At 59.9% G+C, this 22,962-nt stretch carries 37 protein-coding genes; 7 read left to right on the top strand and 30 right to left on the bottom strand.

The window, feature by feature from the left end:
• Positions 1–71: 71 nt before the first annotated feature.
• Together LCF59_RS03985 and LCF59_RS03980 are read right to left on the bottom strand one after the other, a co-directional pair.
• Positions 72–332: a succinate dehydrogenase assembly factor 2 gene (locus tag LCF59_RS03985; protein WP_292285817.1), complete on the bottom strand. Its 261-nt coding sequence runs from the start codon at positions 330–332 to the stop codon at positions 72–74.
• Positions 329–721 (bottom strand): helix-turn-helix transcriptional regulator, encoded by a 393-nt coding sequence (locus LCF59_RS03980; RefSeq protein ID WP_292285815.1) that lies wholly within the window; start codon positions 719–721, stop codon positions 329–331. Before LCF59_RS03980 ends, LCF59_RS03985 begins: the two co-directional genes overlap by 4 nt.
• A gap of 85 nt (positions 722–806) precedes the next feature.
• Here LCF59_RS03980 and LCF59_RS03975 point away from each other — a divergent pair, with 85 nt between their 5' ends.
• The 4 genes from LCF59_RS03975 to LCF59_RS03960 all read left to right on the top strand — a co-directional run bounded on the left by LCF59_RS03975 (position 807) and on the right by LCF59_RS03960 (position 5,234).
• On the top strand, positions 807–2,009 hold the full coding sequence (locus tag LCF59_RS03975) for a pyridoxal phosphate-dependent aminotransferase (RefSeq protein WP_292285813.1): 1,203 nt from the start codon (positions 807–809) through the stop codon (positions 2,007–2,009).
• Positions 2,010–2,156: 147 nt separating this feature from the next.
• Entirely contained in the window at positions 2,157–2,570 is a 414-nt protein-coding gene (locus LCF59_RS03970; protein WP_292285811.1) for a hypothetical protein, read from the top strand.
• A gap of 74 nt (positions 2,571–2,644) precedes the next feature.
• The gene (gene parE, locus LCF59_RS03965) at positions 2,645–4,603 is read left to right on the top strand and encodes a DNA topoisomerase IV subunit B (RefSeq protein ID WP_292285809.1); all 1,959 of its coding nucleotides are present in this window, start codon (positions 2,645–2,647) and stop codon (positions 4,601–4,603) included.
• Position 4,604: 1 nt separating this feature from the next.
• Complete coding sequence (locus LCF59_RS03960) at positions 4,605–5,234, top strand: hypothetical protein (protein ID WP_292285807.1); 630 nt, start codon at positions 4,605–4,607, stop codon at positions 5,232–5,234.
• Between the two features lie 522 nt (positions 5,235–5,756).
• Here LCF59_RS03960 and rplQ read toward each other — a convergent pair.
• The 19 genes from rplQ to rpmC form a co-directional block, all read right to left on the bottom strand.
• Positions 5,757–6,179, bottom strand: a complete 423-nt coding sequence (rplQ, locus tag LCF59_RS03955; RefSeq protein ID WP_292285805.1) for a 50S ribosomal protein L17 — start codon at positions 6,177–6,179, stop codon at positions 5,757–5,759.
• A 123-nt stretch (positions 6,180–6,302) separates the two neighbouring features.
• Complete coding sequence (locus tag LCF59_RS03950; protein ID WP_292285803.1) at positions 6,303–7,319, bottom strand: DNA-directed RNA polymerase subunit alpha; 1,017 nt, start codon at positions 7,317–7,319, stop codon at positions 6,303–6,305.
• Positions 7,320–7,434: 115 nt separating this feature from the next.
• Positions 7,435–7,827, bottom strand: a complete 393-nt coding sequence (gene rpsK / locus LCF59_RS03945) for a 30S ribosomal protein S11 (protein ID WP_292285801.1) — start codon at positions 7,825–7,827, stop codon at positions 7,435–7,437.
• Between the two features lie 15 nt (positions 7,828–7,842).
• Positions 7,843–8,211 (bottom strand): 30S ribosomal protein S13, encoded by a 369-nt coding sequence (rpsM, locus tag LCF59_RS03940; RefSeq protein ID WP_292285799.1) that lies wholly within the window; start codon positions 8,209–8,211, stop codon positions 7,843–7,845.
• A 191-nt stretch (positions 8,212–8,402) separates the two neighbouring features.
• Positions 8,403–8,735 (bottom strand): DUF6693 family protein, encoded by a 333-nt coding sequence (locus LCF59_RS03935; protein ID WP_292285797.1) that lies wholly within the window; start codon positions 8,733–8,735, stop codon positions 8,403–8,405.
• Positions 8,736–8,835: 100 nt separating this feature from the next.
• Positions 8,836–9,414, bottom strand: a complete 579-nt coding sequence (locus LCF59_RS03930) for an adenylate kinase (RefSeq protein WP_292285795.1) — start codon at positions 9,412–9,414, stop codon at positions 8,836–8,838.
• Complete coding sequence (gene secY / locus LCF59_RS03925; RefSeq protein WP_292285793.1) at positions 9,411–10,775, bottom strand: preprotein translocase subunit SecY; 1,365 nt, start codon at positions 10,773–10,775, stop codon at positions 9,411–9,413. The genes LCF59_RS03930 and secY overlap by 4 nt, the downstream gene beginning before the upstream one ends.
• 103 nt (positions 10,776–10,878) lie before the next feature.
• Positions 10,879–11,352, bottom strand: coding sequence for a 50S ribosomal protein L15 (rplO, locus tag LCF59_RS03920; protein WP_292285791.1), 474 nt, complete (start codon positions 11,350–11,352; stop codon positions 10,879–10,881).
• 222 nt (positions 11,353–11,574) lie between these two features.
• Positions 11,575–11,763, bottom strand: coding sequence for a 50S ribosomal protein L30 (rpmD, locus tag LCF59_RS03915; protein ID WP_292285789.1), 189 nt, complete (start codon positions 11,761–11,763; stop codon positions 11,575–11,577).
• A gap of 5 nt (positions 11,764–11,768) precedes the next feature.
• Positions 11,769–12,353: a 30S ribosomal protein S5 gene (rpsE, locus tag LCF59_RS03910; RefSeq protein ID WP_292285787.1), complete on the bottom strand. Its 585-nt coding sequence runs from the start codon at positions 12,351–12,353 to the stop codon at positions 11,769–11,771.
• A gap of 163 nt (positions 12,354–12,516) precedes the next feature.
• A complete protein-coding gene (gene rplR / locus LCF59_RS03905) occupies positions 12,517–12,870 on the bottom strand; it encodes a 50S ribosomal protein L18 (RefSeq protein ID WP_292285785.1) in 354 nt (117 codons plus the stop codon).
• 12 nt (positions 12,871–12,882) lie between these two features.
• Positions 12,883–13,416, bottom strand: a complete 534-nt coding sequence (gene rplF / locus LCF59_RS03900; RefSeq protein WP_292285783.1) for a 50S ribosomal protein L6 — start codon at positions 13,414–13,416, stop codon at positions 12,883–12,885.
• 12 nt (positions 13,417–13,428) lie between these two features.
• Positions 13,429–13,821, bottom strand: a complete 393-nt coding sequence (rpsH, locus tag LCF59_RS03895) for a 30S ribosomal protein S8 (protein WP_292285781.1) — start codon at positions 13,819–13,821, stop codon at positions 13,429–13,431.
• A gap of 12 nt (positions 13,822–13,833) precedes the next feature.
• Complete coding sequence (rpsN, locus tag LCF59_RS03890; RefSeq protein WP_292285779.1) at positions 13,834–14,139, bottom strand: 30S ribosomal protein S14; 306 nt, start codon at positions 14,137–14,139, stop codon at positions 13,834–13,836.
• A gap of 13 nt (positions 14,140–14,152) precedes the next feature.
• Complete coding sequence (gene rplE, locus LCF59_RS03885; protein WP_292285777.1) at positions 14,153–14,713, bottom strand: 50S ribosomal protein L5; 561 nt, start codon at positions 14,711–14,713, stop codon at positions 14,153–14,155.
• Positions 14,706–15,017 (bottom strand): 50S ribosomal protein L24, encoded by a 312-nt coding sequence (rplX, locus tag LCF59_RS03880; RefSeq protein ID WP_292285775.1) that lies wholly within the window; start codon positions 15,015–15,017, stop codon positions 14,706–14,708. The genes rplE and rplX overlap by 8 nt, the downstream gene beginning before the upstream one ends.
• Entirely contained in the window at positions 15,017–15,385 is a 369-nt protein-coding gene (rplN, locus tag LCF59_RS03875; RefSeq protein WP_292285773.1) for a 50S ribosomal protein L14, read from the bottom strand. Before rplN ends, rplX begins: the two co-directional genes overlap by 1 nt.
• Positions 15,386–15,463: 78 nt before the next feature.
• On the bottom strand, positions 15,464–15,694 hold the full coding sequence (rpsQ, locus tag LCF59_RS03870; RefSeq protein ID WP_292285771.1) for a 30S ribosomal protein S17: 231 nt from the start codon (positions 15,692–15,694) through the stop codon (positions 15,464–15,466).
• 15 nt (positions 15,695–15,709) lie between these two features.
• Positions 15,710–15,916 (bottom strand): 50S ribosomal protein L29, encoded by a 207-nt coding sequence (gene rpmC, locus LCF59_RS03865; RefSeq protein WP_292285769.1) that lies wholly within the window; start codon positions 15,914–15,916, stop codon positions 15,710–15,712.
• 45 nt (positions 15,917–15,961) lie between these two features.
• Between rpmC and LCF59_RS03860 the strand changes: the two genes are divergently transcribed.
• From LCF59_RS03860 to LCF59_RS03850, 3 genes are all read left to right on the top strand, one after another.
• The gene (locus tag LCF59_RS03860) at positions 15,962–16,135 is read left to right on the top strand and encodes a hypothetical protein (protein ID WP_292285768.1); all 174 of its coding nucleotides are present in this window, start codon (positions 15,962–15,964) and stop codon (positions 16,133–16,135) included.
• Between the two features lie 125 nt (positions 16,136–16,260).
• Positions 16,261–16,668, top strand: a complete 408-nt coding sequence (locus LCF59_RS03855; RefSeq protein WP_292285766.1) for a DUF4168 domain-containing protein — start codon at positions 16,261–16,263, stop codon at positions 16,666–16,668.
• Positions 16,669–16,824: 156 nt separating this feature from the next.
• The gene (locus LCF59_RS03850) at positions 16,825–17,448 is read left to right on the top strand and encodes a TIGR02466 family protein (RefSeq protein ID WP_292285764.1); all 624 of its coding nucleotides are present in this window, start codon (positions 16,825–16,827) and stop codon (positions 17,446–17,448) included.
• A gap of 238 nt (positions 17,449–17,686) precedes the next feature.
• On the opposite strand, the gene rplP is transcribed toward LCF59_RS03850, so the two are convergent.
• From rplP to rpsJ, 9 genes are all read right to left on the bottom strand, one after another.
• Complete coding sequence (gene rplP / locus LCF59_RS03845; RefSeq protein ID WP_292285761.1) at positions 17,687–18,100, bottom strand: 50S ribosomal protein L16; 414 nt, start codon at positions 18,098–18,100, stop codon at positions 17,687–17,689.
• A gap of 2 nt (positions 18,101–18,102) precedes the next feature.
• On the bottom strand, positions 18,103–18,816 hold the full coding sequence (gene rpsC / locus LCF59_RS03840) for a 30S ribosomal protein S3 (RefSeq protein WP_292285760.1): 714 nt from the start codon (positions 18,814–18,816) through the stop codon (positions 18,103–18,105).
• On the bottom strand, positions 18,816–19,196 hold the full coding sequence (gene rplV, locus LCF59_RS03835) for a 50S ribosomal protein L22 (protein WP_292285758.1): 381 nt from the start codon (positions 19,194–19,196) through the stop codon (positions 18,816–18,818). Before rplV ends, rpsC begins: the two co-directional genes overlap by 1 nt.
• Positions 19,197–19,199: 3 nt before the next feature.
• Entirely contained in the window at positions 19,200–19,478 is a 279-nt protein-coding gene (gene rpsS / locus LCF59_RS03830) for a 30S ribosomal protein S19 (protein WP_058260876.1), read from the bottom strand.
• A gap of 3 nt (positions 19,479–19,481) precedes the next feature.
• Entirely contained in the window at positions 19,482–20,324 is an 843-nt protein-coding gene (gene rplB, locus LCF59_RS03825; protein ID WP_292285750.1) for a 50S ribosomal protein L2, read from the bottom strand.
• Positions 20,325–20,650: 326 nt separating this feature from the next.
• A complete protein-coding gene (locus LCF59_RS03820; protein ID WP_292285748.1) occupies positions 20,651–20,947 on the bottom strand; it encodes a 50S ribosomal protein L23 in 297 nt (98 codons plus the stop codon).
• Positions 20,944–21,561, bottom strand: coding sequence for a 50S ribosomal protein L4 (rplD, locus tag LCF59_RS03815; RefSeq protein ID WP_292285746.1), 618 nt, complete (start codon positions 21,559–21,561; stop codon positions 20,944–20,946). The genes LCF59_RS03820 and rplD overlap by 4 nt, the downstream gene beginning before the upstream one ends.
• The gene (gene rplC, locus LCF59_RS03810; protein ID WP_292285744.1) at positions 21,558–22,400 is read right to left on the bottom strand and encodes a 50S ribosomal protein L3; all 843 of its coding nucleotides are present in this window, start codon (positions 22,398–22,400) and stop codon (positions 21,558–21,560) included. The genes rplD and rplC overlap by 4 nt, the downstream gene beginning before the upstream one ends.
• 9 nt (positions 22,401–22,409) lie before the next feature.
• Positions 22,410–22,718, bottom strand: coding sequence for a 30S ribosomal protein S10 (rpsJ, locus tag LCF59_RS03805; protein ID WP_007792792.1), 309 nt, complete (start codon positions 22,716–22,718; stop codon positions 22,410–22,412).
• Positions 22,719–22,962: the final 244 nt, after the last annotated feature.

Below are 22,962 nucleotides of genomic sequence, written 5' to 3'. Positions count from 1 at the left end.
CGCCTAACCTGTTGAGACGAAGACTGCGCGATAAAACCGAATAATCGGTTAAAGCGAAAAATGCGTGCGAGTCAGCGCTGGAACGCCACTTCGGAAATATCCGTGATCAGGTCGCGAAGTGCCTCGGGTGGCGGTTTCTGACCGCTTACCCATTGGTAGAGATCCTGGTCATTTTCCGCCAGCAGCGCATCGTAGCGGTCCAGTGCAGCCTCATCAAAGTCCTGTAACCGCCGCTGTGCATAACGCGACAGGATGATGTCCATCTCCTTGATCCCACGCCGCATGGACCGCATGGACAGGCGCTTCAGCCGGTGCTCTCGGGTTTCGGTCAAGACTGCGGCCCCATGATGGTGCGCAGCCGCTTTTCCAGCCGTGCCAGTTGTTCCGCCTTGCGCTGCATGTCGGCTTTCATCCCGCGAATCTCGTGAATGATCTCGCTCATGTGCGCCGGCATTGTTTCGGCCTCGGGACCGTCTATGCCTTCTCCCTCACCGTTGATAAGCCACATCATGGAAACATTGAGCAGCCCCGCGAGCATGGACAACCGGTTCGCCCGCGGTTCGGCCAGATCGTTTTCCCAGCTGCGCAGGGTGGCCTTCTTGACGCCGATCCGCTTGGCCAGCGCGTCTTGCGTCATGCCGGCTGCTTCACGCGCGGCGGTCATACGGTCACCAAACGTGGCGATTTCCGGGGCGTACCAGTTCTGATCGACTTCGGTCATCAAGTCTCCTTTCACGATCCTTGCTTGATCGTTGTTCGAGCGCACCCTAAGACAGGCAGGCCACAATCACAAACAAGAGCCAGCCATGCCGTTCCTGTCCGACACACTCGCCCGCGTCAGCCCGTCTCCTACCGTGGCCGTGTCGCAAAAGGCGATGGAGCTGAAAGCCGCAGGTCACGATGTGATCGGTCTTGGCGCCGGTGAACCTGACTTTGACACACCGGACAACATCAAGACCGCTGCGATTGCGGCAATCGAGGCGGGAAAAACGAAGTACACGGCCGTTGACGGGATTCCCGAGGTCAAGGAGGCGATCTGCGCCAAGTTCGCGCGTGAAAACGGGCTGGAGTACAGACCGTCACAGGTGGCCGTCTCCACCGGCGGCAAGCAGGTTCTTTACAACGCCCTGATGGCGACGCTCAACCCTGGCGACGAGGTGATCATCCCCGCGCCCTACTGGGTCAGCTATCCCGACATCGTGCGGCTGGGGGGCGGCACGCCGGTGATCGTGGAAACAACGCTGGACGAGGGATTTCGCCTGACGCCAGACGCCCTGGACGCGGCGATCACGCCAAATACCAAGTGGTTCATCTTCAATTCGCCATCGAACCCGACCGGCGCAGGATATACCCGTGACCAGTTGAAAGCACTGACCGATGTCCTCTTGCGGCACCCCCATGTCTGGGTCATGACCGACGACATGTACGAACACCTGGCCTATGACGGGTTCCGGTTCTGCACCCCTGCGCAGGTGGAACCCAGGCTGTACGACCGCACCCTGACGGTCAACGGCGTGTCAAAGGCCTATGCCATGACCGGCTGGCGGATCGGCTATGCCGCGGGGCCGGAGCATCTGATCGCGGCAATGCGCAAGCTGCAGTCGCAATCCACGACGAATCCCTGCTCGATCAGCCAATGGGCCACGGTCGAGGCTCTCAACGGTCCGCAAGAATTTCTGGCCGAGCGCAACGAAGCGTTCCGCGCGCGCCGTGATCTTGTCGTGGCCGGGTTGAACGCCGCAGAGGGTATCACCTGTCCGGTGCCCGAGGGTGCGTTCTACGTCTATCCCTCGATCGCCGGCTGCATCGGCAAGACCAGTGCCGGTGGTACGCTGATCGACACGGACGAGGCTTTCGCCACCGCGCTGCTGGACGAGCAGGGCGTTGCCGTTGTCTTTGGTGCGGCGTTCGGCCTGAGCCCTCATTTCCGGGTGAGCTATGCCACCTCGGAAGAGGCCCTGACCGAGGCATGCCGGCGCATTCAGACCTTCTGTGCGGGCCTGACGTAACCCCCTGACCCATGGATTGGACTGTGCACAGGGCAATACGTCCCGCGCGGGTTTGACAATTCTGCCCATGCGGCTGGTTTGAATCGATTCTGATTGTTAGCGTGGCTGCATTGCCAGCGTGGCATCAACATGGCTGCAGAGGTGAATATGGCCGGTACCCTTCCAGAGTATTATTTCAGGGTCCGCGAAAATGGCGCGATCGTGTTCCAAGTCGACACCGAGAATCGCCAAAAGCGCATCGAGATGCAGCAGATCGCCGTGGTGAATGTCCGCAATGGAGAGATCAAGCCGCATGGCAACCGCCCTCTGACCGACGAGGATATCCGCGTCATTCAGGACTGGATGGCAAACCGCAAGCTGGTTATCGCCGAACGCGATGTCGATGATATCTTGCGGACCGTGGATCACCTGAACCTGACGACACAATGGGCACAAACGCGGGCGACCGACGATCAACTGGACCTGGTGACGGATTCCCTGCTGCTGGCGATGCACGACCTGCGCGGAGTGCTCACGCGGCGCAAGGCGGACCGGATGATCGAGGCAGAGAAGACCGGCTGAGGCGCGACAGGCGCTTCCACCCTGCCCCGCGCTCTGCCATACTGGCACAAATCAACAAAGACAGAGCAGCAGCCATGGCCGAAGACCTTCTCTCCGGGCAAGAACCGACCGACTACGATGCCGCCTCGATCGAGATCCTCGAAGGACTCGAACCGGTGCGCAAACGACCGGGCATGTATATCGGCGGCACCGATGAACGCGCCTTGCATCACCTCGTGGCCGAAGTGCTCGACAACTCGATGGACGAGGCCGTCGCCGGACACGCCAACCGGATCGAGGTGGAACTGCACGCCGATTACACCGTCACGATCCGCGACAACGGCCGCGGCATCCCGATCGATCCGCATCCGAAGTTTCCCGAGAAATCCGCGCTCGAAGTGATCCTGTGCACGCTGCACTCGGGCGGCAAATTTTCGGGGAAATCCTACGAAACCTCTGGCGGTCTGCACGGCGTGGGCGCATCGGTGGTCAACGCGCTGTCGGATTCGATGGTGGTGCAGGTCGCGCGCAACAAGGAATTGTTCGAACAGCGCTTCGCACGCGGCGTGCCGCAGGGCCCGGTGTCGAAGATCGGCCAGGCGCCGAACCGGCGTGGCACCACCGTGACATTCCACCCGGACGAAGAAATATTCGGCTCGCACCGCTTCAAACCGGCGCGGATGCTCAAGATGGTGCGGTCCAAGGCCTACCTCTTCTCCGGCGTCGAGATCCGGTGGAAATCGGCGATCGACGATGGCGAAACACCGTCCGAGGCCACGTTCCATTTCCCCGGCGGTCTGGCGGATTACCTGGTCGAAACGCTGGGCAGCGCCTCCACCTATGCCGCGCGCCCCTTTGCCGGGTCGGTCGATTTTCGGGACAAGTTCAACGCGGCGGGAAAGGTCGAATGGGCGATCAACTGGACCCCGGCGCGCGACGGCTTCATCCAGTCCTACTGCAACACGGTGCCAACGCCCGAGGGCGGCACGCATGAGGCCGGGTTCTGGGCTGCGATCCTCAAGGGTATCCGCAGCTATGGCGAGTTGTCGAACAACAAGAAGGCGGCGCAGATCAACAAGGATGACCTGATCACGGGAGGCTGTGCGCTGGTGTCCTGCTTTATCCGGGAACCGGAATTCGTCGGTCAGACCAAGGACCGGCTTGCCACGACCGAGGCACACCGCATGGTCGAAGGCGCGGTGCGCGACCATTTTGACAACTGGCTGGCCGCCGATACCAAATCCGCCGGGGCCATCCTCGACTTCCTGATCCTGCGCGCCGAGGAACGACTGCGGCGGCGGCAGGAAAAAGAGACCCAGCGCAAATCGGCAACCAAGAAACTGCGCCTGCCCGGCAAGCTGGTGGATTGCACCTCGAACGCGCGCGACGGCACAGAGCTGTTCATCGTCGAGGGCGATTCGGCCGGTGGCTCGGCCAAGATGGGGCGTGACCGAAAGACCCAGGCCCTGCTGCCGCTGCGCGGAAAGATCCTGAACGTGCTGGGGGCCGCGTCATCGAAACTGGGCACCAATGCCGAGATCAGCGACCTGACGCAGGCCTTGGGCGTGGGCCTCGGGACCAAGTTCAACGTGGATGACCTGCGCTATGACAAGATCATCATCATGACCGACGCCGATGTCGACGGCGCCCATATCGCCTCGCTCCTGATGACCTTCTTCTTCACCCAGATGCGACCGATGATCGACACGGGCCATTTGTACCTCGCCTGCCCGCCTTTGTACCGCCTGACGCAGGGCGCCAAGCGGCTTTACGTGGCCGATGATGCCGAAAAGGACCTGATGATGGAGCAGGGCCTGGGCGGCAAAGGCAAGATCGACGTCCAGCGCTTCAAGGGTCTGGGCGAGATGGACGCGAAGGATTTGAAAGAAACCACGATGGACCCGGCGTCCCGCAAGCTGATCCGGGTGACGATCGACGAGGACGAACCCGGCGAAACCGGTGACCTGGTGGAACGGCTGATGGGCAAAAAACCCGAGCTGCGGTTCCAGTATATCCAGGAGAACGCGCGGTTTGTTGAGGAGTTGGATGTTTAGTATGCGTAATCTAAAGGTCATCGGCCTTTGTGTATCACTTGCATATTTGTTTGTAGTGGCTGCGTTATCGTACCGATCAAGGCAGGCATTCCTTGATCTCGATCCTAATAATTGGGGAGATTTCCTTGCGGGTGCATTTGGCCCATTGGCACTGTTTTGGTTGGTTCTAGGCTTTTTTCAGCAAGGCTACGAATTACGAAACAGCGCGGATGCTCTTCGAATTCAGGCTCAAGAGCTTAAGAATTCTGTTGAAGCGCAAAAAAACCTTGTCGTAAGCGCAGATCGCCAAATTGCCCAAGAGATAAGCATGCGAACTGCTGATTTGTGGTTAGAAGCCAAAAAGTTGGAAGCAGATATTACCCGAAAAATCCACACCCTCGACGCAACCTTTTCAGTGTTTGTCAAGAAAACGCATGGGACGCGAAATTGGAATCATGATCTGGCAGTAGATTTCAACAAATTGGAGGCCGAGAAAGAACAAATAAAGGAAGAATTTTCCAAATTTCACCCTGTTGCCAATTTAGATGATAATGAATTTGATGAAAATACAGTGGCTAAAGCCTATAATTGGAATTCGCAATTGGATCTAATAATAGAGAAAATGCAGCAGTTAGCGCAAGGTGCACCATAGCCGGACCGCGGGGTGGCGTCGTTGGGGTGAGCGGCGCGCTTTATAGTTGCCATGTCTGGACGACAAAGGAGCGGTGCGCATACGGCTACCAATCGCCAGCCTGGGGGGCGGTCTGGCGATGGTGCGGGCATCTTCGGTGCTGTTCCGCACCGGGTGCGATGATCTTTCGTTTGGTTTTGGAGACCGGCCATTTGCGGATGTCCGGTATTCGAAAAAGTGGATGGCGCCATCCCAGTTGGGTGGACGTCCTCTCCCCCGTGCAGAGCCCCGAAAGGCTCCGAGCCTGTACCCCGAAGGGCCTTTGAGACGCGTCTCTCATGGTCTGAACGCACATAGAGCGTCCGTAGAGAGAGGGTGGTCGCTTTGGGTGCCCCGCCAAAAGACGGAACGGATATCGGATCCGATGGCGTGCGGTATCGCGGGAAAGGGTTAAGCCCGGCGAAACGCGGCGCGCGTTACCCACAAAACGAAAAAGCCCCGCCACTTGGGCGGGGCCGTGTTCGTGCCAAAGCGGCGCGGTTCTTAGTCTTCGTCGGCCATTTCCATGGCGTCGAGGCGCGCCTTGTCGGCGGCGCCCTTGGCGTCGGCGTCACGGTCGACGAATTCGATGATCGCCATCGGCGCCATGTCGCCATAGCGGAACCCGGCTTTCAGGATGCGGATATAGCCGCCCTTGCGCTCGGCAAAGCGCGGGCCGAGCACGTCGAAAAGCTTGGACACATGCATGTCCTGCTTGAGCTGCGCGCGGGCCTGGCGGCGGGCGTGGATATCGCCGCGCTTGGCCAGCGTGATCAGCTTTTCGACGATCGGGCGCAGTTCCTTGGCCTTGGGCAGGGTTGTCTTGATCTGCTCATGTTCGATGAGCGAGCCGGACATGTTCGCGAACAGCGCCTTGCGGTGCTCGTGGGTGCGGTTCAGGCGGCGATAGCCTCTTGCGTGACGCATGTGTCTTACTCCGAATGTGGCCCTCTACGGGCGATTTTGCTTTGTCCGGCCGCCGATGCGTGTCAGCGGCTCTCCTTGGGGCGGATGCCCGGTGGCGTGAGGGGCGCCCCTCACGCCAATCTCTTAGAACGAGTCTTCCAGCTTCTTGGCCAGGTCCTCGATGTTGTCTGGCGGCCAATCCTCGACATCCATGCCAAGGTGCAGGCCCATGCCCGACAGCACTTCCTTGATCTCGTTCAGCGACTTGCGGCCGAAGTTCGGGGTGCGGAGCATCTCGGCTTCGGTTTTCTGGATCAGGTCGCCAATATAAACGATGTTGTCGTTCTTCAGGCAGTTGGCCGACCGCACCGACAGCTCGAGCTCGTCCACCTTCTTGAGCAGAAGCGGGTTGAATTCGAGGCCATCGTCGTCGTCCTGCGGGCGCGCGCTTTCCGGTTCGTCGAAGTTGACGAAAACAGACAGCTGGTCCTGAAGGATGCGCGCAGCATAGGCGACCGCGTCCTCGGGCGTGACGGAACCGTCGGTTTCCACCTTCATGGTCAGCTTGTCATAATCGAGCACCTGGCCCTCGCGGGTCGGCTGCACGTCATAAGAGACCTTCTTGACCGGCGAATAGATCGCGTCGATCGGCATCAGGCCGATAGGTGCGTCTTCCGGCTTGTTCTTGTCGGCAGAGACATAACCCTTGCCAGTGTTGACCGTCAGTTCCATGTAAAGGTCCGCACCATCGTCGAGGTGACAGATCACGTGGTCGCGGTTCAGCACTTCGATGCCGTTGGTTTCCGAGATGTCACCGGCCGTGACAACGCCCGGCCCCTTGGCATTGATCGAGACACGCTTGGGGCCTTCGACTTCCATGCGCAGGGACACGCCCTTGAGGTTCAGAACGATGTCTGTCACGTCTTCGCGCACACCGGCAACGCTGGAGAACTCGTGCAGCACATTGTCGATCTGCACGGAAGTGATGGCGGCGCCCTGAAGCGACGACAGCAGCACGCGGCGCAGCGCATTGCCAAGAGTGAGACCGAATCCGCGCTCCAGCGGTTCGGCAACAGCAGTCGCCACGCGCGCGGGGTCTGCGCCCGGCTTGACATCAAGCTGTGTCGGCTTGATCAATTCTGCCCAGTTTTTGTGGATCATGCGTCCCTCCATTCCTGTCCCTGCCCCATGTCCGATAAGCAAAGACGCCCGAGGTTAAAATGACGAAGACATGGCCCTGCCAGACAGCAGAGCCATGTCTGTAAATCTTTCCGGCTTAGACGCGGCGGCGTTTTGGCGGACGGCAGCCGTTATGCGCCATCGGGGTCACGTCACGGATCGAGGTGATGTTGAACCCGGCAGCGGCCAGGGCGCGCAACGCCGATTCACGACCCGAACCGGGACCCTGAACTTCGACCTCAAGCGTCTTCACGCCATGTTCCTGCGCTTTTTTGCCAGCATCTTCTGCTGCAAGCTGCGCGGCGTAGGGTGTCGATTTCCGCGAGCCCTTGAAGCCCATCGTGCCAGCGGACGACCAGGAGATGGCGTTGCCTTGCACGTCGGAGATCAGGACCTTGGTGTTGTTGAAGCTGGAGTTCACATGCGCGACGCCAGCAGCGATGTTCTTGGAGACCTTTTTCTTGCCTCCACGACGGGTATCACGTGCCATTGGTGCAGACCTCCCTTACTTCTTCTTACCGGCAATGGCCTTTGCGGGGCCTTTGCGGGTACGTGCGTTGGTGTGGGTCCGCTGGCCGCGGACAGGGAGGTTGCGACGATGGCGCAGGCCACGGTAGCAGCCCAGATCCATCAAACGCTTGACGTTCATCTGCACTTCGCGGCGCAAGTCGCCTTCGACCGTGTAATTGCTGTCAATATGTTCGCGAACGGCGAGCACTTCGGCATCGCTCAGCTCGTTCACACGGCGGGTCTGGTCGATACCGGTCGCCTCGCAAATCTGCAATGCAGAGGAGTGGCCGATACCGGTGATGTAGGTGAGGGCGATTGGAACACGTTTCCCTGTGGGAATGTTCACGCCAGCAATACGTGCCACGTAGGTCTTCCTTTTCGTTGCGGGTCCGTAGCGCCAGACCCTTTTTTCACAACATAAGGCCCGCAGGTTTCACCCCAGGGGCCTTCAGCTGATCAGGTGCTCCGCAAACGGGAGCGACCCGGTCTGCGACGATGATTCTCTTGACGAGATGCGGGTGGATAGGAGTAATTCGCGTTCGCGTCAAGGGTCTCTCAGACCTCAGTGATCTTGGCAGCATTCATCAATCTTTTTATCACCGCAGACCAATAGATGAAGTACGCCAACCCGAGCGTCACAATTGTCAGAAGCAACCAGACAAGTGCATGTCCGAGTATGTCAACAAACGCGATGTCTACCGTGAGCTTGCCGATCTTCGACCCCTCTGCGTCGACAACATAGGTGCGGTTGATTGGAGCCTTCACGAAGTAATAAGGAAGCACGAACAGCGCCAATCCCAAAGTTATGATCGACAATATCAGCCAGATAACTATTTGACCGATCGCTTCGCCGACCGTGAACTCGCATTTGAAGCTAGTGCCCAACAACGGAAATCTCCTTTGGATTGAAATTTTTATTTCAATATACCTCAAAGAAGAAAGCCGCAACAACTCGCCACGACTCCAAAGAACTCTTTTCTTCCTTACTTCAAGCGTCCAGAACCTTGGCGATATCCGCTTTTACATCGTCCATCGTGCCCAGCCCGTCGATCGACGTAAGAGATCCCTTGGCGTGGTAGTAGCCGATCAAGGGCGAGGTTTGTTTGTAATACGCCATCAGGCGCACCCTGAGGCTTTCCTCGTTGTCGTCCGCGCGCACCGTCTGGCCTGCGGCGCGGGCTTCCTCGGCGCGGTTAACGATACGTTTGACAAGCACGTCATCATCGACCTGAAGCTCGATGACATGGTCCAGCTTTTCATCCTGCTCGGCCAACAGATCGCCAAGGGCGTCTGCCTGCGCGAGGGTGCGCGGGAACCCGTCAAAGATGAAGCCACCCTTCTTGTTGCCTTGGAGCTTTTCCCGGATCAGACCGATCACAATCTCATCCGTGACCAGATCACCGCGGTCCATGACAGCGGCAACAACCTTGCCCATTTCGGTTCCGCTGTCCTTGGCTTCGCGCAGCATGTCGCCGGTACTCAGCTGAATCATGTCACGCTCGTCGCACAAGAAGCGTGCCTGCGTGCCTTTCCCCGCTCCCGGCGGTCCCAAGAGAATAATGTTCATCGGCGCGCAGGCCCCCCCCGTTTTTTGCGTCCCTTGCCCTTGCCGCGCAGTTGCGACTTCTGGATGAGACCTTCGTATTGATGCGCGAGCAGATGGCTCTGCACCTGTTGTATCGTGTCCATCGTGACCGAGACGACAATAAGAACCGATGTGCCGCCGAAGTAGAACGGAATGGCGAACTGGCCGCGCAGGATTTCCGGAAGCAGACAAACCGCCGTGAGATAGGCCGAGCCAAGAACCAGCACACGGTTGACCACGTATTCAAGGTATTCTGCGGTTTTCTTGCCCGGACGTATACCTGGCACAAAGCCGTTCTGGTTCTTCAGGTTGTCGGCAACATCCTCGACCTTGAACGAAACGTTGAAGGTATAGAAATACGCGAAGAAGACGATCATCGCACCGAAGAACAGAAGGTAAAGCGGCTGACCGGGGCCGAAATAGGCAAGGACCGTCGACATCACCGGGCCGGTTTGCTGGCCGCTGAACGTGCTGATCGTGGTGGGCAGCAGAAGCAGGGAGCTGGCAAAGATCGCCGGGATCACACCCGACGGGTTGACCTTGACCGGCAGGTGACTGTTCTGCGCCTCGGCCATCTTCATGCCCATCTGGCGACGCGGATACTGAATGGTGATCTTTCTCAGAGATCGCTCCATGAAGACCACGAACATGATCACGGCTATGACCATGAGGATCACCCCCACGATCACGGCAGGGCTGATCGCACCGGAGCGGCCAGAGGCAAAGAACTGGGCCAGCGCCGCCGGAACCTCGGCGATGATGCCCACGAAAATGATGAGCGAAATGCCGTTTCCGACGCCGCGTGCGGTGATCTGCTCACCCAGCCACATCAGGAACATCGTGCCGCCGACAAGCGTGATCACGGTGGACGCGCGGAAAAACCAGCCCGGGTCGGTTACCAGATCACCCGCCTCAAGGCTTACAGCAAGGCCATAGGCCTGGAATGTTGCCAACAGAACGGTGCCGTAGCGGGTGTATTGCGCGATTTTCTTACGCCCCGCCTCACCCTCTTTCTTGATTTGCTCAAGCGCCGGCACCATCGAGGCCAGAAGCTGAACGATGATCGAGGCCGAGATATAGGGCATGATCCCTAGCGCGAAGATCCCCATGCGTCCCAGGGCGCCGCCGGTGAACATCGTCAGCATGCCGCCGATGCCCTGCTGGGCCTGTTCCATGAAGTCGCGCAGGGCCAAACCGTCGATCCCCGGAACGGGGATGAAGGTGCCGATGCGGTAAACGATCAGAAGGCCGAGCGTGAACAGGATGCGGTTGCGCAGATCGGTGGCTTTGCCGAGCGCAGACCAGCTTGTGTTCGCGGCCATTTGTTCTGCTGCTGATACCATGCGGGTCTCTTTTATAATGAACGCCGCCATGAGCGGTCCGGCTCAGGCGGCGTTTGGAAAGCTCTGAGGTTATGTAAGCGGGCCTGCGCCCGCTCACAACCTCTTATTCGGCTGCATGCGCAGTTGTGACCGTCAGGGAGCCGCCCGCTTTCTCAACCGCCTCGACCGCCGACTTCGACGCGCCGGTGACATTCAGAGTGAGTTTCGCGGAAATGTCGCCCTTGGCAAGCACGCGGATGCCGTCCAGTTTGCGACGCACCAGCCCGCAGGAAACCAGGGCATCCTCATCGATGGCGCCCGACGCGTCGAGCTTGCCGGCATCGACGAATTTCTGGATCAGCCCGAGGTTCACAACGGCAAAGGATTTCCGATTCGGCTTGTTGAAGCCGCGTTTCGGCAGGCGCTGGTAGATCGGCATCTGGCCACCTTCGTAGCCCTTGATCGCCACACCCGACCGGGATTTCTGGCCCTTGATACCCCGACCACCCATTTTACCGGTGCCGGAGCCGGGTCCACGGCCAACGCGCTTCCTGCGTTGTGTTGCGCCGGGATTGTCGCGCAGTTCGTTCAATTTCATGTCGCTTCTCCTTTGCCGGACGCGCCCCCGAAGCGATATGGGGCGACCACGGCGTTTCTTGATTGTAGACTCGGCGGCCTCTTGACCACCGGGGGCGTATAAAAGGTTGCACGACGGCGATCAAGGGGGCACGTGGCCCGGGTTTGTCGCGTTTCGGCACCCATGGAAAAGGCCCGCCGGATTGCTCGGGCGGGCCTTGTCATATCAGCGCGGCGTTCAGGCCTAACCGCGCTCTTCGATGATTTCGACCATATGCGAAACCTTGGCCACCATACCGCGGATCGCGGGAGTGTCTTCAAGCTCGCGGGTCTTGTTCATCTTGTTCAGACCCAGACCGATCAGCGTCTGACGCTGGGTGGCGGGGCGGCGGATCGGCGAGCCGACCTGTTTTACAACGATTGTCTTAGCCATCTGGATCAGGCCTCCTCAGCAACCTGGCCGCTTTCCTGCGGCGTGTGATCACGCTTGGGCAGGATGTCGGCCACTTTCTTGCCGCGACGCTGGGCAACGGAGCGCGGGCTGGATTCCTTGGACAGACCGTCAAGCGCGGCGCGGATCATGTTATAGGGGTTCTGCGACCCGATCGACTTTGCGACAACGTCCTGCACACCCAACATTTCAAACACCGCACGGATCGGACCGCCGGCGATGATTCCCGTCCCTTGCGGAGCGGTCCGCATCTCGACCTTGCCCGCACCATGGCGGCCTTCCATGTCGTGATGCAGCGTGCGACCTTCGCGCAGCGGCACGCGGATCATCTTGCGCTTTGCTTGCTCGGTGGCCTTGCGAATGGCCTCGGGGACTTCCTTGGCCTTGCCCTTGCCAAATCCGACGCGGCCTTTCTGATCGCCCACGACGACAAGTGCGGCAAAGCCGAAGCGCTTACCACCCTTCACTGTCTTGGACACCCGGTTGATCGCCACGAGGCGATCGGCAAATTCCGGCGTCTGTTCTTCACGGTCGCGGCGATTGCCCCGACGATTGTTGTCACGTTCTGCCATTTCGGCATCCTCTGTCTTCGTGGGCCTTGGCCCGTTATCCGATCCTGGTGAGCCTTTCGGAACTCCCGGATCATCGGGAAGGGAACCCCTTCCGCAAAAGCAAGGTGCATGAGATCACGCACCTTGCTGTTTTTCAGGGTGCGTGATCACACGCACCGATCGCTTAGATCTTCAGACCACCTTCGCGGGCAGCATCGGCAAGCGCCTTGACCCGACCGTGGAACAGGAACCCGCCCCGGTCGAAATACGCTTCTTCGATCCCCGCCTTCTTGGCGCGTTCGGCGATTGCCGTACCAAGCTTGGTGGCCGAGGCGACATCGTTCTTGCCGCCCAGATCTTTTTCCATCGTCGAGGCCGACGCCAGCGTCACACCCTGAACGTCATCGATCAGCTGTACGCTGAGGTTCTTGTTCGAGCGGTGCACACTAAGGCGCAAGCGCCCTGCATTTACCTTGCGAAGTTTGTTCCGAACGCGCAGGCGGCGTTTCTGGAACAGATCACGTTTGCTGTTAGCCATGTCCTTGCGTCCTTACTTCTTCTTGCCTTCCTTCTGGAAGATGTATTCGCCCTTGTAGCGGATGCCCTTGCCTTTGTACGGCTCGGGGCGGCGCCAATCGCGAATGTTCGCCGCAACCTCGCCCACCAGCTGAGGGTCGTGACCTTCGATCACGATCTCTGTTGGCTTGGGGCAGGTCACGGTTACACCGTCCGGAATCTGGAAATCGACATCGTGGCTGAGGCCAAGGTTCAACTTCAGGACGTTGCCCTGAAGCTGTGCCCGGTAGCCGACGCCCTGAATTTCAAGTTCTTTCTTGAAACTGCTGGTTACGCCGTGGACCACATTCGCGACCATCGTGCGGGACATGCCCCACTGCTGGCGCGCGCGCTTGGATTTTCCACGCGGATCAACCTTGATCACGTTGTCTTCGACCGTGATGGTGACATCATCGGTCGCGGTAAAGCTCTGGGTGCCTTTCGGCCCCTTCACTTCGACGGTCTGGCCGGACACGGATGCAGAGACACCCGAGGGCAGCTCGACCGGCTGTTTCCCAATACGAGACATTCCCTGATCTCCTTAGAAGAGTGTGCAGAGCACTTCGCCACCAACATTATGGGTGCGAGCACTTGCATCGGTCATGACGCCTTTGGATGTGGACACGATGGACACGCCCAGACCCTGACGGGTCTGCGGGATGTCCTGCACACCCAGGTACACACGACGACCCGGCTTGGACACGCGCTTGAGCTCGCGGATCACGGGGATGCCATCGAAGTACTTGAGGCTGATTTCATACGCGGGGTGGCCGTTCTTGTCCTTGGTCTCTTCGTAACCACGGATATAGCCTTCATCCACCATCACCTCGAGAACACGGCCGCGCAGTTTGGAGGCCGGGGTCATCGTGGTGGACTTGCCGCGCATCTGGGCGTTGCGAATACGGGTGAGCATATCGCCGATCGGATCGTTCATACTCTGCCCTCCTTACCAGCTCGACTTGACCATGCCGGGGGCCTTGCCATTATTGGCAAGCTCGCGAAGCGCGATCCGGCTGACCTTGAGTTTGCGATAATAGGCGTGTGGACGCCCGGTGAGCTGGCAGCGGTTGTGCAGGCGCGTCGGCGCACTGTTCCGCGGCAGTTTGGCAAGCTTGAGGCGCGCCTTGAAGCGCTCTTCCATCGGCTTGCCTTCGTCGTTCGCGATTTCCTTGAGCTCAGCCCGCTTGGCGGCGTATTTCTCCACCAGCTTCTGACGCTTCTTCTCGCGTTCAATCATTGCTTTCTTGGCCATGGTATCAGTCCCCTCAGGCGGTGAATGGCATGTTGAAATGCTTCAACAGCGCCTTGGCTTCCGCGTCGGTCTTCGCGGTCGTCGTGATGATGATATCGAGCCCCCAGACCTCATCGACCTTGTCAAAGTCGACCTCGGGGAAAACGATATGCTCTTTCATGCCCATGGCAAAGTTGCCACCGCCGTCGAACGCCGGCTTCACACCGCGGAAGTCCCGGATGCGAGGCATGGCGATTGTGATCAGGCGATCGAGGAAATCATACATGCGGTCGCCGCGCAGCGTTACCTTGGCCCCGAGCGGCATGTCTTCGCGCACACGGAAACCGGCAATGGATTTCTTGGCCTTGGTGGTCACGGCCTGCTGGCCGGCGATCTTGGTCAGATCCTCGACTGCGGATTTGGCCTTCTTGCTGTCACGGACCGCTTCGGCACCGCAGCCGATATTCAGCACGACCTTGTCAAGACGCGGGATCATCAGGTCATTCTTGTACCCGAATTCCTCCCTCATCGCCGCCTTGATCGTCTCGTTGTAGACGCCACGCAGGCGCGGGGCGTAGTTTGCAGCATCAAGCATCGATCACATCCCCTGTTGTCTTGGCGAAACGGACCTTCTTGTCGCCTTCTGTCTTGAAGCCGACACGAGTCGCTTTGCCATTCTTGTCGACAATCGCCAGGTTGGACAGGTCGATCGGCATCGCCTTCGGCGTGCGGCCACCCTGAGATGTCTGGGACTGGCGCACGTGACGGATCGCCATGTTCACACCGTCGACCACGGCCTGACCGGCCTTCGGATCGACCGACGCGATGGTGCCCTGCTTGCCCTTGTCCTTGCCTGCCAGCACGATCACCTTGTCGCCTTTACGGAGTTTTGCAGCCATTACAGCACCTCCGGAGCAAGCGAGATGATTTTCATGAAGCTCTTGGCGCGCAGTTCGCGCACGACCGGTCCGAAGATACGCGTGCCGAGAGGCTCGCCCGCGTTGTTCAGGATGACCGCGGCATTGCGGTCAAACCGGATGGCTGTGCCGTCTTCGCGACGGACTTCCTTGGCGGTGCGCACGACGACGGCCTTGCGGACGTCCCCCTTTTTCACGCGACCGCGCGGGATGGCTTCCTTCACGGATACGACGATGATGTCACCCACCGACGCGTATTTCCGCTTGGACCCACCCAGAACCTTGATGCACTGAACACGGCGTGCGCCGCTGTTGTCAGCAACATCCAGATTGGTCTGCATCTGGATCATAATATGTCTCCCGACGTCCCGGACCGCTCAGAGCGAGGCATTGGCCCGGGGGTTTCGTAAATGCCGAAAGGCTATCGCTTATCCAGCGATAACCTCCCAACGTTTGGTCTTCGATTTCGGCGCGCATTCCTGAATGCGGACAACGTCACCGACTGCGAATGTCCCGGCCTCGTCATGGGCACGGTATTTCTTGGACTTGCGCACGGTCTTTTGCATGACCGGGTGCTTGAAACGGCGCTCGACGGAAACGGTCACGGTCTGTGCGTTGGCTGTCGATGTGACGGTGCCGGAAAGAATACGTTTGGGCATCTGTCTGGCTCCCTCTTACGCGTCGTTGGCGGGCGTGGCCGCCTTTTGGTTCAGCACGGTGTTGATGCGTGCCACGTTGCGGCGCACCTGACGGATGCGCGCGGTGTTCTCGAGCTGGCTGGTGGCCTGCTGAAAGCGGAGGTTGAAGGCCTCTTTCTTCAGCGAGACAAGCTCATCCCGGAGCTGATCCGGTGTCTTGTCATGCAGTTCCTTGGCGTTCATGTCGCCAGTCCTTTCTGTCAACATCACCGGCAGGCCCCATCACTGATGCGGGTCACCCGATTCCCGGTGGAGGTGGATGAAGTGGCGCGTATAGGCGGGATGCGCGCAGGGCGCAAGTCCGAACTTCACCGATGGCGCACCGCGATGGCTGCGCGCGGCGTCGGGGCAATCGTCTGGCCTTTGCCCGACGTCAGCCCCCCACAAGACGCCCTGTCCTGAAAGCCGGCCAGCCCCCTGACCAGCATTTTCCCGCCGACCGGTTTGTGTTACGATTCACGCTACGCCATGTGTTGCTCCGGGGACCGACAGGATCCTGACTGTACGTTTGAACTACGGAGACTCATATGACCTTGACGACCACGACCACCCTGAGCAAGGCGCCGCGCGCGATTGCACTTGCAGCGGCCACAGCCGCGTTTGGCCTTTTTGCAACGGCACCCGTCATCGCACAGACGACCACCCCGGCGCCCGAAGCGGTTGAAACCGACTTCAGCGACGCCAAACTGGACGCCTTCGTGACCGCGTTGCAGGATGTTGACGCCGTTCGCCAAACCTATATCCCGCAGATCGAGGCCACCGGCGACCCGGAAGAGCAGCAGGACCTGGTCGACGAAGCCAACACCGCGATCACCGACACCATCGAAGGCACGCCGGACATCTCGGTTGACGAATATGTCACCATCGCCCAGTTGGCTCAGCAAGACCCGGAATTGAACCAACGCATCGTCGACCGCGTGGAATTGGCGAACTGAAGACACAGTCTGCCAGTCCGGCCTCCTGGGACCGCACGCAAACACCCTGCCTCCCCCGATCCCGTCGGTGGGGGTCGGGTCACCGGGCGCAAACGTTCCGTGGCGCAGGCAATCGGGCTCTCGCCAAACGACGGCCGGCAGCGTAAAAGCGGCCCCATGAGCACAATATCCTCCCTCTTCGTGACCCGCCTCTACCAAACGCCGCTGTCAGAACACGCGCCCGGCATCGACCCCGTCGAGATGGAGGCCTCCTGTTTCGCAATCGCCACGGATGATGAGGCCGGTCAGCAATGGTGCGAGGACAACGCCTATCCGGGCTACACCTCCTATGCCTCGCTCAGCGACCTGCCCTGGCGCTTCCCGATCTTTGCCGATCTGGTGGCCTCGCTCGATGCGCATGTCGCCGCATTCGCCGACGACCTGGCCTTCGATCTCGACGATCGCCCTTTGGTACTGGAAGATCTCTGGATCAACATCCTGCCCGAAGGCGGCTTTCACGCGGCGCATATCCACCCGCATTCGGTGATTTCCGGCACCACCTACGTGTCGATGCCCGAAGGTGCGTCTGCCCTCAAACTCGAAGACCCCCGCCATGCCATGATGATGGCCGCCCCGCCCCGGCGCACAGACGCACCGGAGGAGATGCGGAACTTCATCTATGTGAAACCGGTCGTGGGCGACGTGCTGCTCTGGGAAAGCTGGCTGCGCCACGAGGTGGTGATGAACCAGTCCGAGGACGAGCGGGTTTCGGTGAGCTTCAATTACCGTTGGGGCGCGTAAAGCGTTTCGAAACGCTTTACGAAAGCCATTCGAATGGCTTTCCCGCTCCCGTCCAACCGGGTTCCAGACAGCCTCACGCAGTCGGCAAGATCATTCGAATGATCTTGCCCTGCCCAGACAGAAAGCCCCCGGCGCTTTCACACCGGGGGGCTAAAACTTCAAAGCTGCATGGCCCGGAGAAAATCCACGATTTTACCCACGCCATGCTGGTCAGAAAACGCTTAGTCGTCTTCGGCCTTTACCAGTCCTCGCGGACCACGATGCGGGTCTTGAGCGGCAGCTTCATCGCAGCCAGGCGCAACGCCTCACGCGCAACGTCATCACCGACACCGTCGATTTCGAACATCACGCGGCCCGGCTTGACCTTGGCGGCCCAGAAATCCACCGACCCCTTGCCTTTACCCATCCGCACCTCGGTGGGCTTGGATGTCACCGGGGTGTCCGGGAAAATGCGAATCCAGACCCGACCCTGGCGCTTCATGTGGCGCGTCATGGCACGACGTGCGGCTTCGATCTGGCGGGCGGTGACCCGCTCGGGCTGAACCGCCTTAAGGCCGAAAGTGCCAAAGTTCAGATCGGATCCGCCTTTGGCGTCCCCCTTGATCCGGCCTTTGAACATCTTCCGGAATTTTGTACGCTTTGGTTGCAGCATGATTAATTCCTCCGACCGCCGCCAGCACCACGCGGTGCGGGGCCATCCTGAAGTTCCTGCGCCTTGCGATCCCGCGCGGACGGATCATGCTCCATGATCTCGCCCTTGAAGATCCAGACCTTGATGCCGATGATACCATAGGCTGTTTGCGCTTCGACATTCGCGAAATCGATGTCGGCGCGCAATGTGTGCAGAGGCACACTGCCCTCGTGGTAATACTCGGTCCGTGCGATCTCGGCGCCGCCCAAACGGCCCGCAACGTTGACACGGATGCCCTTGGCCCCCATGCGCATGGCGTTCTGCACGGCCCGCTTCATGGCGCGGCGGAAGGACACACGACGTTCGAGCTGCTGCGCGATGCTTTCGCCCACGAGTTGTGCGTCGAGTTCCGGCTTGCGCACTTCAACGATGTTGAGATGCAGCTCGCTGTCGGTCATCGCGGCAAGCTTCTTGCGCAGCGTCTCGATGTCCGCGCCTTTCTTGCCGATGATGACACCCGGACGGGCGGTGTGGATGGTGACACGGCACTTCTTGTGCGGGCGCTCGATGATGACACGGGCGACACCGGCCTGCTTGCACTCTGTCTCGATGAATGCGCGGATCTTGATATCTTCGAGAAGAAGATTGCCGTAATCCTTGGTGTCGGCGTACCAGCGGCTGTCCCAGGTGCGGTTGACCTGAAGGCGCATGCCGATCGGATTGGTCTTGTTACCCATTAGACTTGCTCCTCGACTTGACGCACCTTGATGGTGATTTCCGAGAATGGCTTCATGATCTTGCCGAACCGGCCACGCGCCCGCGGACGACCGCGCTTCATCACGAGGTTCTTGCCAACCCAGGCTTCGGCGACGACGAGTTCGTCCACATCCAGACCATGGTTGTTCTCGGCATTGGCGATGGCCGACTGAAGGCATTTCTTCACGTCTTCCGAGATCCGCTTCTTCGAGAAGGTCAGATCGTTGAGCGCCTTGTCGACTTTCTTGCCGCGGATCAATCCGGCAACAACGTTGAGCTTTTGCGGGCTTGTGCGAAGCATGCGCAATTTTGCCATTGCTTCGTTATCGGCCACGCGGCGGGGGTTCTTTTCCTGGCCCATGACTTACTTCCGCTTCGCTTTTTTGTCGGCGGCATGGCCATAATAGGTCCGGGTCGGTGAATATTCACCGAACTTCTGACCGATCATGTCTTCGCTGACGTTGACAGGGATATGCTTGTGGCCGTTGTAAACGCCAAACGTCAGGCCCACGAACTGGGGCAGGATCGTCGAGCGGCGCGACCAGATCTTGATGACTTCATTGCGCCCGGATTCACGCGATGCTTCTGCCTTTTTCAAGACATAGGCATCGACGAACGGGCCTTTCCATACAGAGCGCGACATGGTTTACCGCCCCTTCTTCTTGGCGTGACGCGAGCGTATGATCAGCTTCTGCGACGCCTTGTTTGTGTTGCGGGTGCGCTTCCCCTTGGTCGGCTTGCCCCATGGTGTCACCGGGTGACGACCACCGGAGGTCCGCCCTTCACCACCACCGTGCGGGTGGTCGATCGGGTTCATCACGACACCTCGAACCGACGGGCGCACGCCACGGTGGCGAATGCGGCCGGCCTTGCCGAAGTCCTGGTTGCTGTTGTCGGGGTTCGACACCGCACCGACGGTGGCCATGCATTCCTGACGCACCAGGCGCAGCTCGCCCGAGCTCAACCGAACCTGTGCATAACCACCATCACGGCCAACGAACTGGGCATAGGTGCCCGCAGCACGTGCAATCTGGCCACCCTTGCCGGGTTTCAGCTCGATGTTGTGCACGATTGTCCCGATGGGCATGCCCGAGAACGGCATCGCGTTGCCCGGCTTCACGTCGGCCTTGGCCGATGCAACCACGCGGTCGCCGATGGCCAGGCGCTGCGGAGCCAGGATGTAGGCCTGTTCACCATCGTCATATTGGACGAGCGCGATAAAGGCAGTGCGGTTGGGGTCATATTCGATGCGCGCGACGGTCGCGCCCACGTCATACTTGTTCCGTTTGAAATCAACGATCCGGTAGAGGCGTTTTGCCCCACCACCGCGACGACGGGATGTGATACGTCCGGTGTTGTTCCGGCCGCCCGATTTCGTCAAACCCTCAGTAAGGGATTTGACCGGACGGCCTTTCCACAGCTCCGAACGGTCGATCAGCACCAGCCCGCGCTGGCCCGGCGTCGTCGGTTTATACGACTTGAGTGCCATGCTTTCTGTCTTCCGTTAGCAAATGCGGATCTTGGTGACCCGCTATGTTTGGGCAGGACGTATCCTGCCGATGGTATAGGGCCCCGAAGGTCCCCGGTTAGGCCAACAACGAAGCCCCGGACGAATCCGGGGCTGCGCGGTTGGGGGTTACTAGGCGGCGTGGCGCGCGGGGTCAAGTGGTGTCGGTTGATTCCGCGCACCGCGATCATCAAGCGCATGTGCTTACGCAGCACGCGCACGTTGGGCCACCACACGCAAAAAAGCCCCCCGCCATCACTGGCAAGGGGCTTTCTCATTCCTTCAGACCGGGCCTTGGCCCGACCCGATCACAGGCCGGTGGTCACGTCAATCGTGTTGCCCTCGGCAAGCGTCACATAGGCTTTCTTCACGTCTTTCCGGCGGCCCATCTGGCCCCGGAAGCGCTTGGTCTTGCCCTTGGTGATGGACGTGTTCACAGCCTTCACCGACACACCAAACAAGGCCTCGACGGCCTCCTTGATCTGCGGTTTGTTGGCATCGATCGCCACCTCGAAGACCACGCCGCCATATTCGGACGCCAGGGTCGATTTCTCGGTGATGATCGGCTTGCGGATCACATCGTAATGTTCAGCTTTCGCGCTCATTTCAACCGAGCCTCCAGTGCTTCGACACCCGCCTTGGTGAGCACGAGCGTGTCACGCTTGAGGATGTCATAGACGTTTGCCCCCATCGACGGCAGAACATCGAGCCCGTCGATGTTGGCTGCGGCACGGGCGAAGTTTTCATTCACCTCGGCTCCGTCGATGACCAGGGCCCGCTTCCAGCCCAGATCCCTGACCTGCTTGGCCAGCGACGCTGTCTTGCCGTCAGACTCGATATTGTCGATCACAACAAGCGAGCCATCCTTGACCTTGGCACTCAGCGCATGCATCAGACCCAGCTTGCGCACCTTCTTGGGAAGCTCATGCGCGTGGCTGCGCGGGGTCGGACCCTTGTAGATGCCACCCTTGCGGAAGATCGGAGCCGACCGTGCGCCGTGGCGTGCGCCGCCGGTGCCCTTCTGGCGATAGATCTTCTTGCTCGAATAGCTGACTTCGGACCGGGTTTTCACCTTGTGCGTGCCCTGCTGCGCCTTGTTGCGCTGCCAGCGGACGACGCGGTGCAGAAGATCGGCACGCGGATCGAGATCGAAGATCTCGTCCGTCAGCTCGACCGACCCGGCCTTTCCGCCGTCCAGTTTGATCACGTCGAGTTTCATTCGTCGCCTTCCTTCTTATCAGCTTCGATTTCAGCCTCGGCTTCCTTCAGAGCTTCCTCTTCGGCCTCGGCTGCCTCGGCGGCGGCGGCTTCTGCGGCGGCTGCTTCTTCGGCCGCGGCCTGAGCGGCAGCTTCCTCGGCCAGTCGCTTGGCTTCTTCCGCGGCGGATTTCAGAGCCGCCGGCAGGATCACGTTCTCGGGCGTCGGCTTTTTCACCGCGTCCTTGACAGTGACCCAGCCACCCTTGGACCCGGGAACCGCGCCCTTGATCATGATGATGCCGCGATCGGCGTCTGTCTTCACGACCTGAAGGTTCTGCGTGGTCACCTTCGCGGCGCCCATGTGGCCCGCCATCTTCTTGCCTTTGAAGACCTTGCCGGGATCCTGGCACTGCCCCGTGGAGCCGTGCGAGCGGTGACTGATCGACACGCCGTGCGTGGCCTCGAGGCCACGGAAGTTGTGCCGCTTCATGCCGCCGGCAAAGCCTTTACCGATCGAGGTGCCGCAGACATCCACGAACTGACCTTCGAAGTAATGGTCAGCGGTGATCTCTTCACCGACATTGATCAGGTTGTCCGACGCGACGCGGAATTCCGCGACCTTGCGCTTGGGCTCCACGCTCGCCGCGGCAAAGTGACCGCGCATCGCCTTCGAGACGCGCTTTGCCTTGATCGAGCCGGTGCCCAGCTGAACCGCTGAATAACCATGCGTGTCGGCGGTGCGCTGTGCCACCACCTGCAGCTTGTCGAGTTGGAGGACCGTCACGGGAACTTGCCGTCCGTCTTCCATGAAAAGCCGGGTCATGCCGACTTTCTTTGCGATGATACCGGAGCGCATCATATACCCTCCTTAAACCTTGATCTCGACATCCACGCCAGCGGCGAGGTCGAGCTTCATCAGGGCATCCACGGTCTGCGGGGTCGGATCGACAATATCGAGCAGACGCTTGTGCGTGCGGATCTCGAACTGGTCGCGCGACTTTTTGTTCACGTGGGGGCCACGCAGAACGGTGAACTTCTCAATCTTGTTCGGCAATGGGATCGGGCCGCGCACCTGCGCCCCCGTCCGCTTGGCTGTGTTGACGATTTCCTGTGTCGACGCATCGAGCACGCGGTAGTCAAACGCCTTGAGCCGAATGCGAATATTCTGGCTTTGCATTGGTCTTAGCCTTTACTGGCGTTGCGGTTGAGAGGAGGAGACAAGACCACCCTGCCCCTTCGTCGAACCGGATCGAACAAGCCCCGGAGCGATGCGCCCCGGCAGTACGCCGGGGCATCACCGGACCCTGGCGGTCCGTTTGGAATTGCGGGTCCCGGCGCCGGGCCGGGACCGGATGCGTTTACGCGGTGATCTTGGAGACCACGCCCGACCCGACGGTGCGGCCGCCTTCACGGATCGCGAA

It is taken from the genome of Marivita sp. (assembly GCF_020055675.1).
In the GTDB taxonomy this organism is placed as follows: Bacteria; Pseudomonadota; Alphaproteobacteria; order Rhodobacterales; family Rhodobacteraceae; genus Marivita.
The sequence above is the reverse complement of the archived record's forward strand: the minus strand, read 5'-3'. Positions and strand labels throughout refer to the sequence as shown.

Bases quoted from the DNA above. Each gene is read 5' to 3' on its own strand.
- LCF59_RS03980 (WP_292285815.1), bottom strand. From the start codon at position 721: ATGACCGAAGTCGATCAGAACTGGTACGCCCCGGAAATCGCCACGTTT.
- rpsK (WP_292285801.1), bottom strand. From the start codon at position 7,827: ATGGCACGTGATACCCGTCGTGGAGGCAAGAAAAAGGTCTCCAAGAAC.
- rplN (WP_292285773.1), bottom strand. From the start codon at position 15,385: ATGATCCAGATGCAGACCAATCTGGATGTTGCTGACAACAGCGGCGCA.
- LCF59_RS03975 (WP_292285813.1), top strand. From the start codon at position 807: ATGCCGTTCCTGTCCGACACACTCGCCCGCGTCAGCCCGTCTCCTACC.
- rplR (WP_292285785.1), bottom strand. From the start codon at position 12,870: ATGGCTAACAGCAAACGTGATCTGTTCCAGAAACGCCGCCTGCGCGTT.
- rplD (WP_292285746.1), bottom strand. From the start codon at position 21,561: ATGAAACTCGACGTGATCAAACTGGACGGCGGAAAGGCCGGGTCGGTC.
- LCF59_RS03850 (WP_292285764.1), top strand. From the start codon at position 16,825: ATGAGCACAATATCCTCCCTCTTCGTGACCCGCCTCTACCAAACGCCG.
- secY (WP_292285793.1), bottom strand. From the start codon at position 10,775: ATGGTATCAGCAGCAGAACAAATGGCCGCGAACACAAGCTGGTCTGCG.
- rpmC (WP_292285769.1), bottom strand. From the start codon at position 15,916: ATGAACGCCAAGGAACTGCATGACAAGACACCGGATCAGCTCCGGGAT.
- rpsH (WP_292285781.1), bottom strand. From the start codon at position 13,821: ATGAACGATCCGATCGGCGATATGCTCACCCGTATTCGCAACGCCCAG.
- rpsE (WP_292285787.1), bottom strand. From the start codon at position 12,353: ATGGCAGAACGTGACAACAATCGTCGGGGCAATCGCCGCGACCGTGAA.
- LCF59_RS03855 (WP_292285766.1), top strand. From the start codon at position 16,261: ATGACCTTGACGACCACGACCACCCTGAGCAAGGCGCCGCGCGCGATT.
- LCF59_RS03970 (WP_292285811.1), top strand. From the start codon at position 2,157: ATGGCCGGTACCCTTCCAGAGTATTATTTCAGGGTCCGCGAAAATGGC.
- LCF59_RS03960 (WP_292285807.1), top strand. From the start codon at position 4,605: ATGCGTAATCTAAAGGTCATCGGCCTTTGTGTATCACTTGCATATTTG.
- LCF59_RS03950 (WP_292285803.1), bottom strand. From the start codon at position 7,319: ATGATCCACAAAAACTGGGCAGAATTGATCAAGCCGACACAGCTTGAT.
- rplC (WP_292285744.1), bottom strand. From the start codon at position 22,400: ATGATGCGCTCCGGTATCATCGCAAAGAAAGTCGGCATGACCCGGCTT.
- parE (WP_292285809.1), top strand. From the start codon at position 2,645: ATGGCCGAAGACCTTCTCTCCGGGCAAGAACCGACCGACTACGATGCC.
- LCF59_RS03820 (WP_292285748.1), bottom strand. From the start codon at position 20,947: ATGAGCGCGAAAGCTGAACATTACGATGTGATCCGCAAGCCGATCATC.
- rpsS (WP_058260876.1), bottom strand. From the start codon at position 19,478: ATGTCGCGCTCTGTATGGAAAGGCCCGTTCGTCGATGCCTATGTCTTG.
- rplF (WP_292285783.1), bottom strand. From the start codon at position 13,416: ATGTCTCGTATTGGGAAACAGCCGGTCGAGCTGCCCTCGGGTGTCTCT.
- rplP (WP_292285761.1), bottom strand. From the start codon at position 18,100: ATGCTGCAACCAAAGCGTACAAAATTCCGGAAGATGTTCAAAGGCCGG.
- rpsQ (WP_292285771.1), bottom strand. From the start codon at position 15,694: ATGCCCAAACGTATTCTTTCCGGCACCGTCACATCGACAGCCAACGCA.
- rplQ (WP_292285805.1), bottom strand. From the start codon at position 6,179: ATGCGTCACGCAAGAGGCTATCGCCGCCTGAACCGCACCCACGAGCAC.
- LCF59_RS03860 (WP_292285768.1), top strand. From the start codon at position 15,962: ATGCGGGTCACCCGATTCCCGGTGGAGGTGGATGAAGTGGCGCGTATA.
- rplV (WP_292285758.1), bottom strand. From the start codon at position 19,196: ATGGGCCAGGAAAAGAACCCCCGCCGCGTGGCCGATAACGAAGCAATG.
- rplE (WP_292285777.1), bottom strand. From the start codon at position 14,713: ATGCTTGATGCTGCAAACTACGCCCCGCGCCTGCGTGGCGTCTACAAC.
- rpsC (WP_292285760.1), bottom strand. From the start codon at position 18,816: ATGGGTAACAAGACCAATCCGATCGGCATGCGCCTTCAGGTCAACCGC.
- rpsJ (WP_007792792.1), bottom strand. From the start codon at position 22,718: ATGCAAAGCCAGAATATTCGCATTCGGCTCAAGGCGTTTGACTACCGC.
- LCF59_RS03930 (WP_292285795.1), bottom strand. From the start codon at position 9,414: ATGAACATTATTCTCTTGGGACCGCCGGGAGCGGGGAAAGGCACGCAG.
- rpmD (WP_292285789.1), bottom strand. From the start codon at position 11,763: ATGGCTAAGACAATCGTTGTAAAACAGGTCGGCTCGCCGATCCGCCGC.
- rplB (WP_292285750.1), bottom strand. From the start codon at position 20,324: ATGGCACTCAAGTCGTATAAACCGACGACGCCGGGCCAGCGCGGGCTG.
- rplO (WP_292285791.1), bottom strand. From the start codon at position 11,352: ATGAAATTGAACGAACTGCGCGACAATCCCGGCGCAACACAACGCAGG.
- rplX (WP_292285775.1), bottom strand. From the start codon at position 15,017: ATGGCTGCAAAACTCCGTAAAGGCGACAAGGTGATCGTGCTGGCAGGC.
- rpsN (WP_292285779.1), bottom strand. From the start codon at position 14,139: ATGGCCAAGAAAGCAATGATTGAACGCGAGAAGAAGCGTCAGAAGCTG.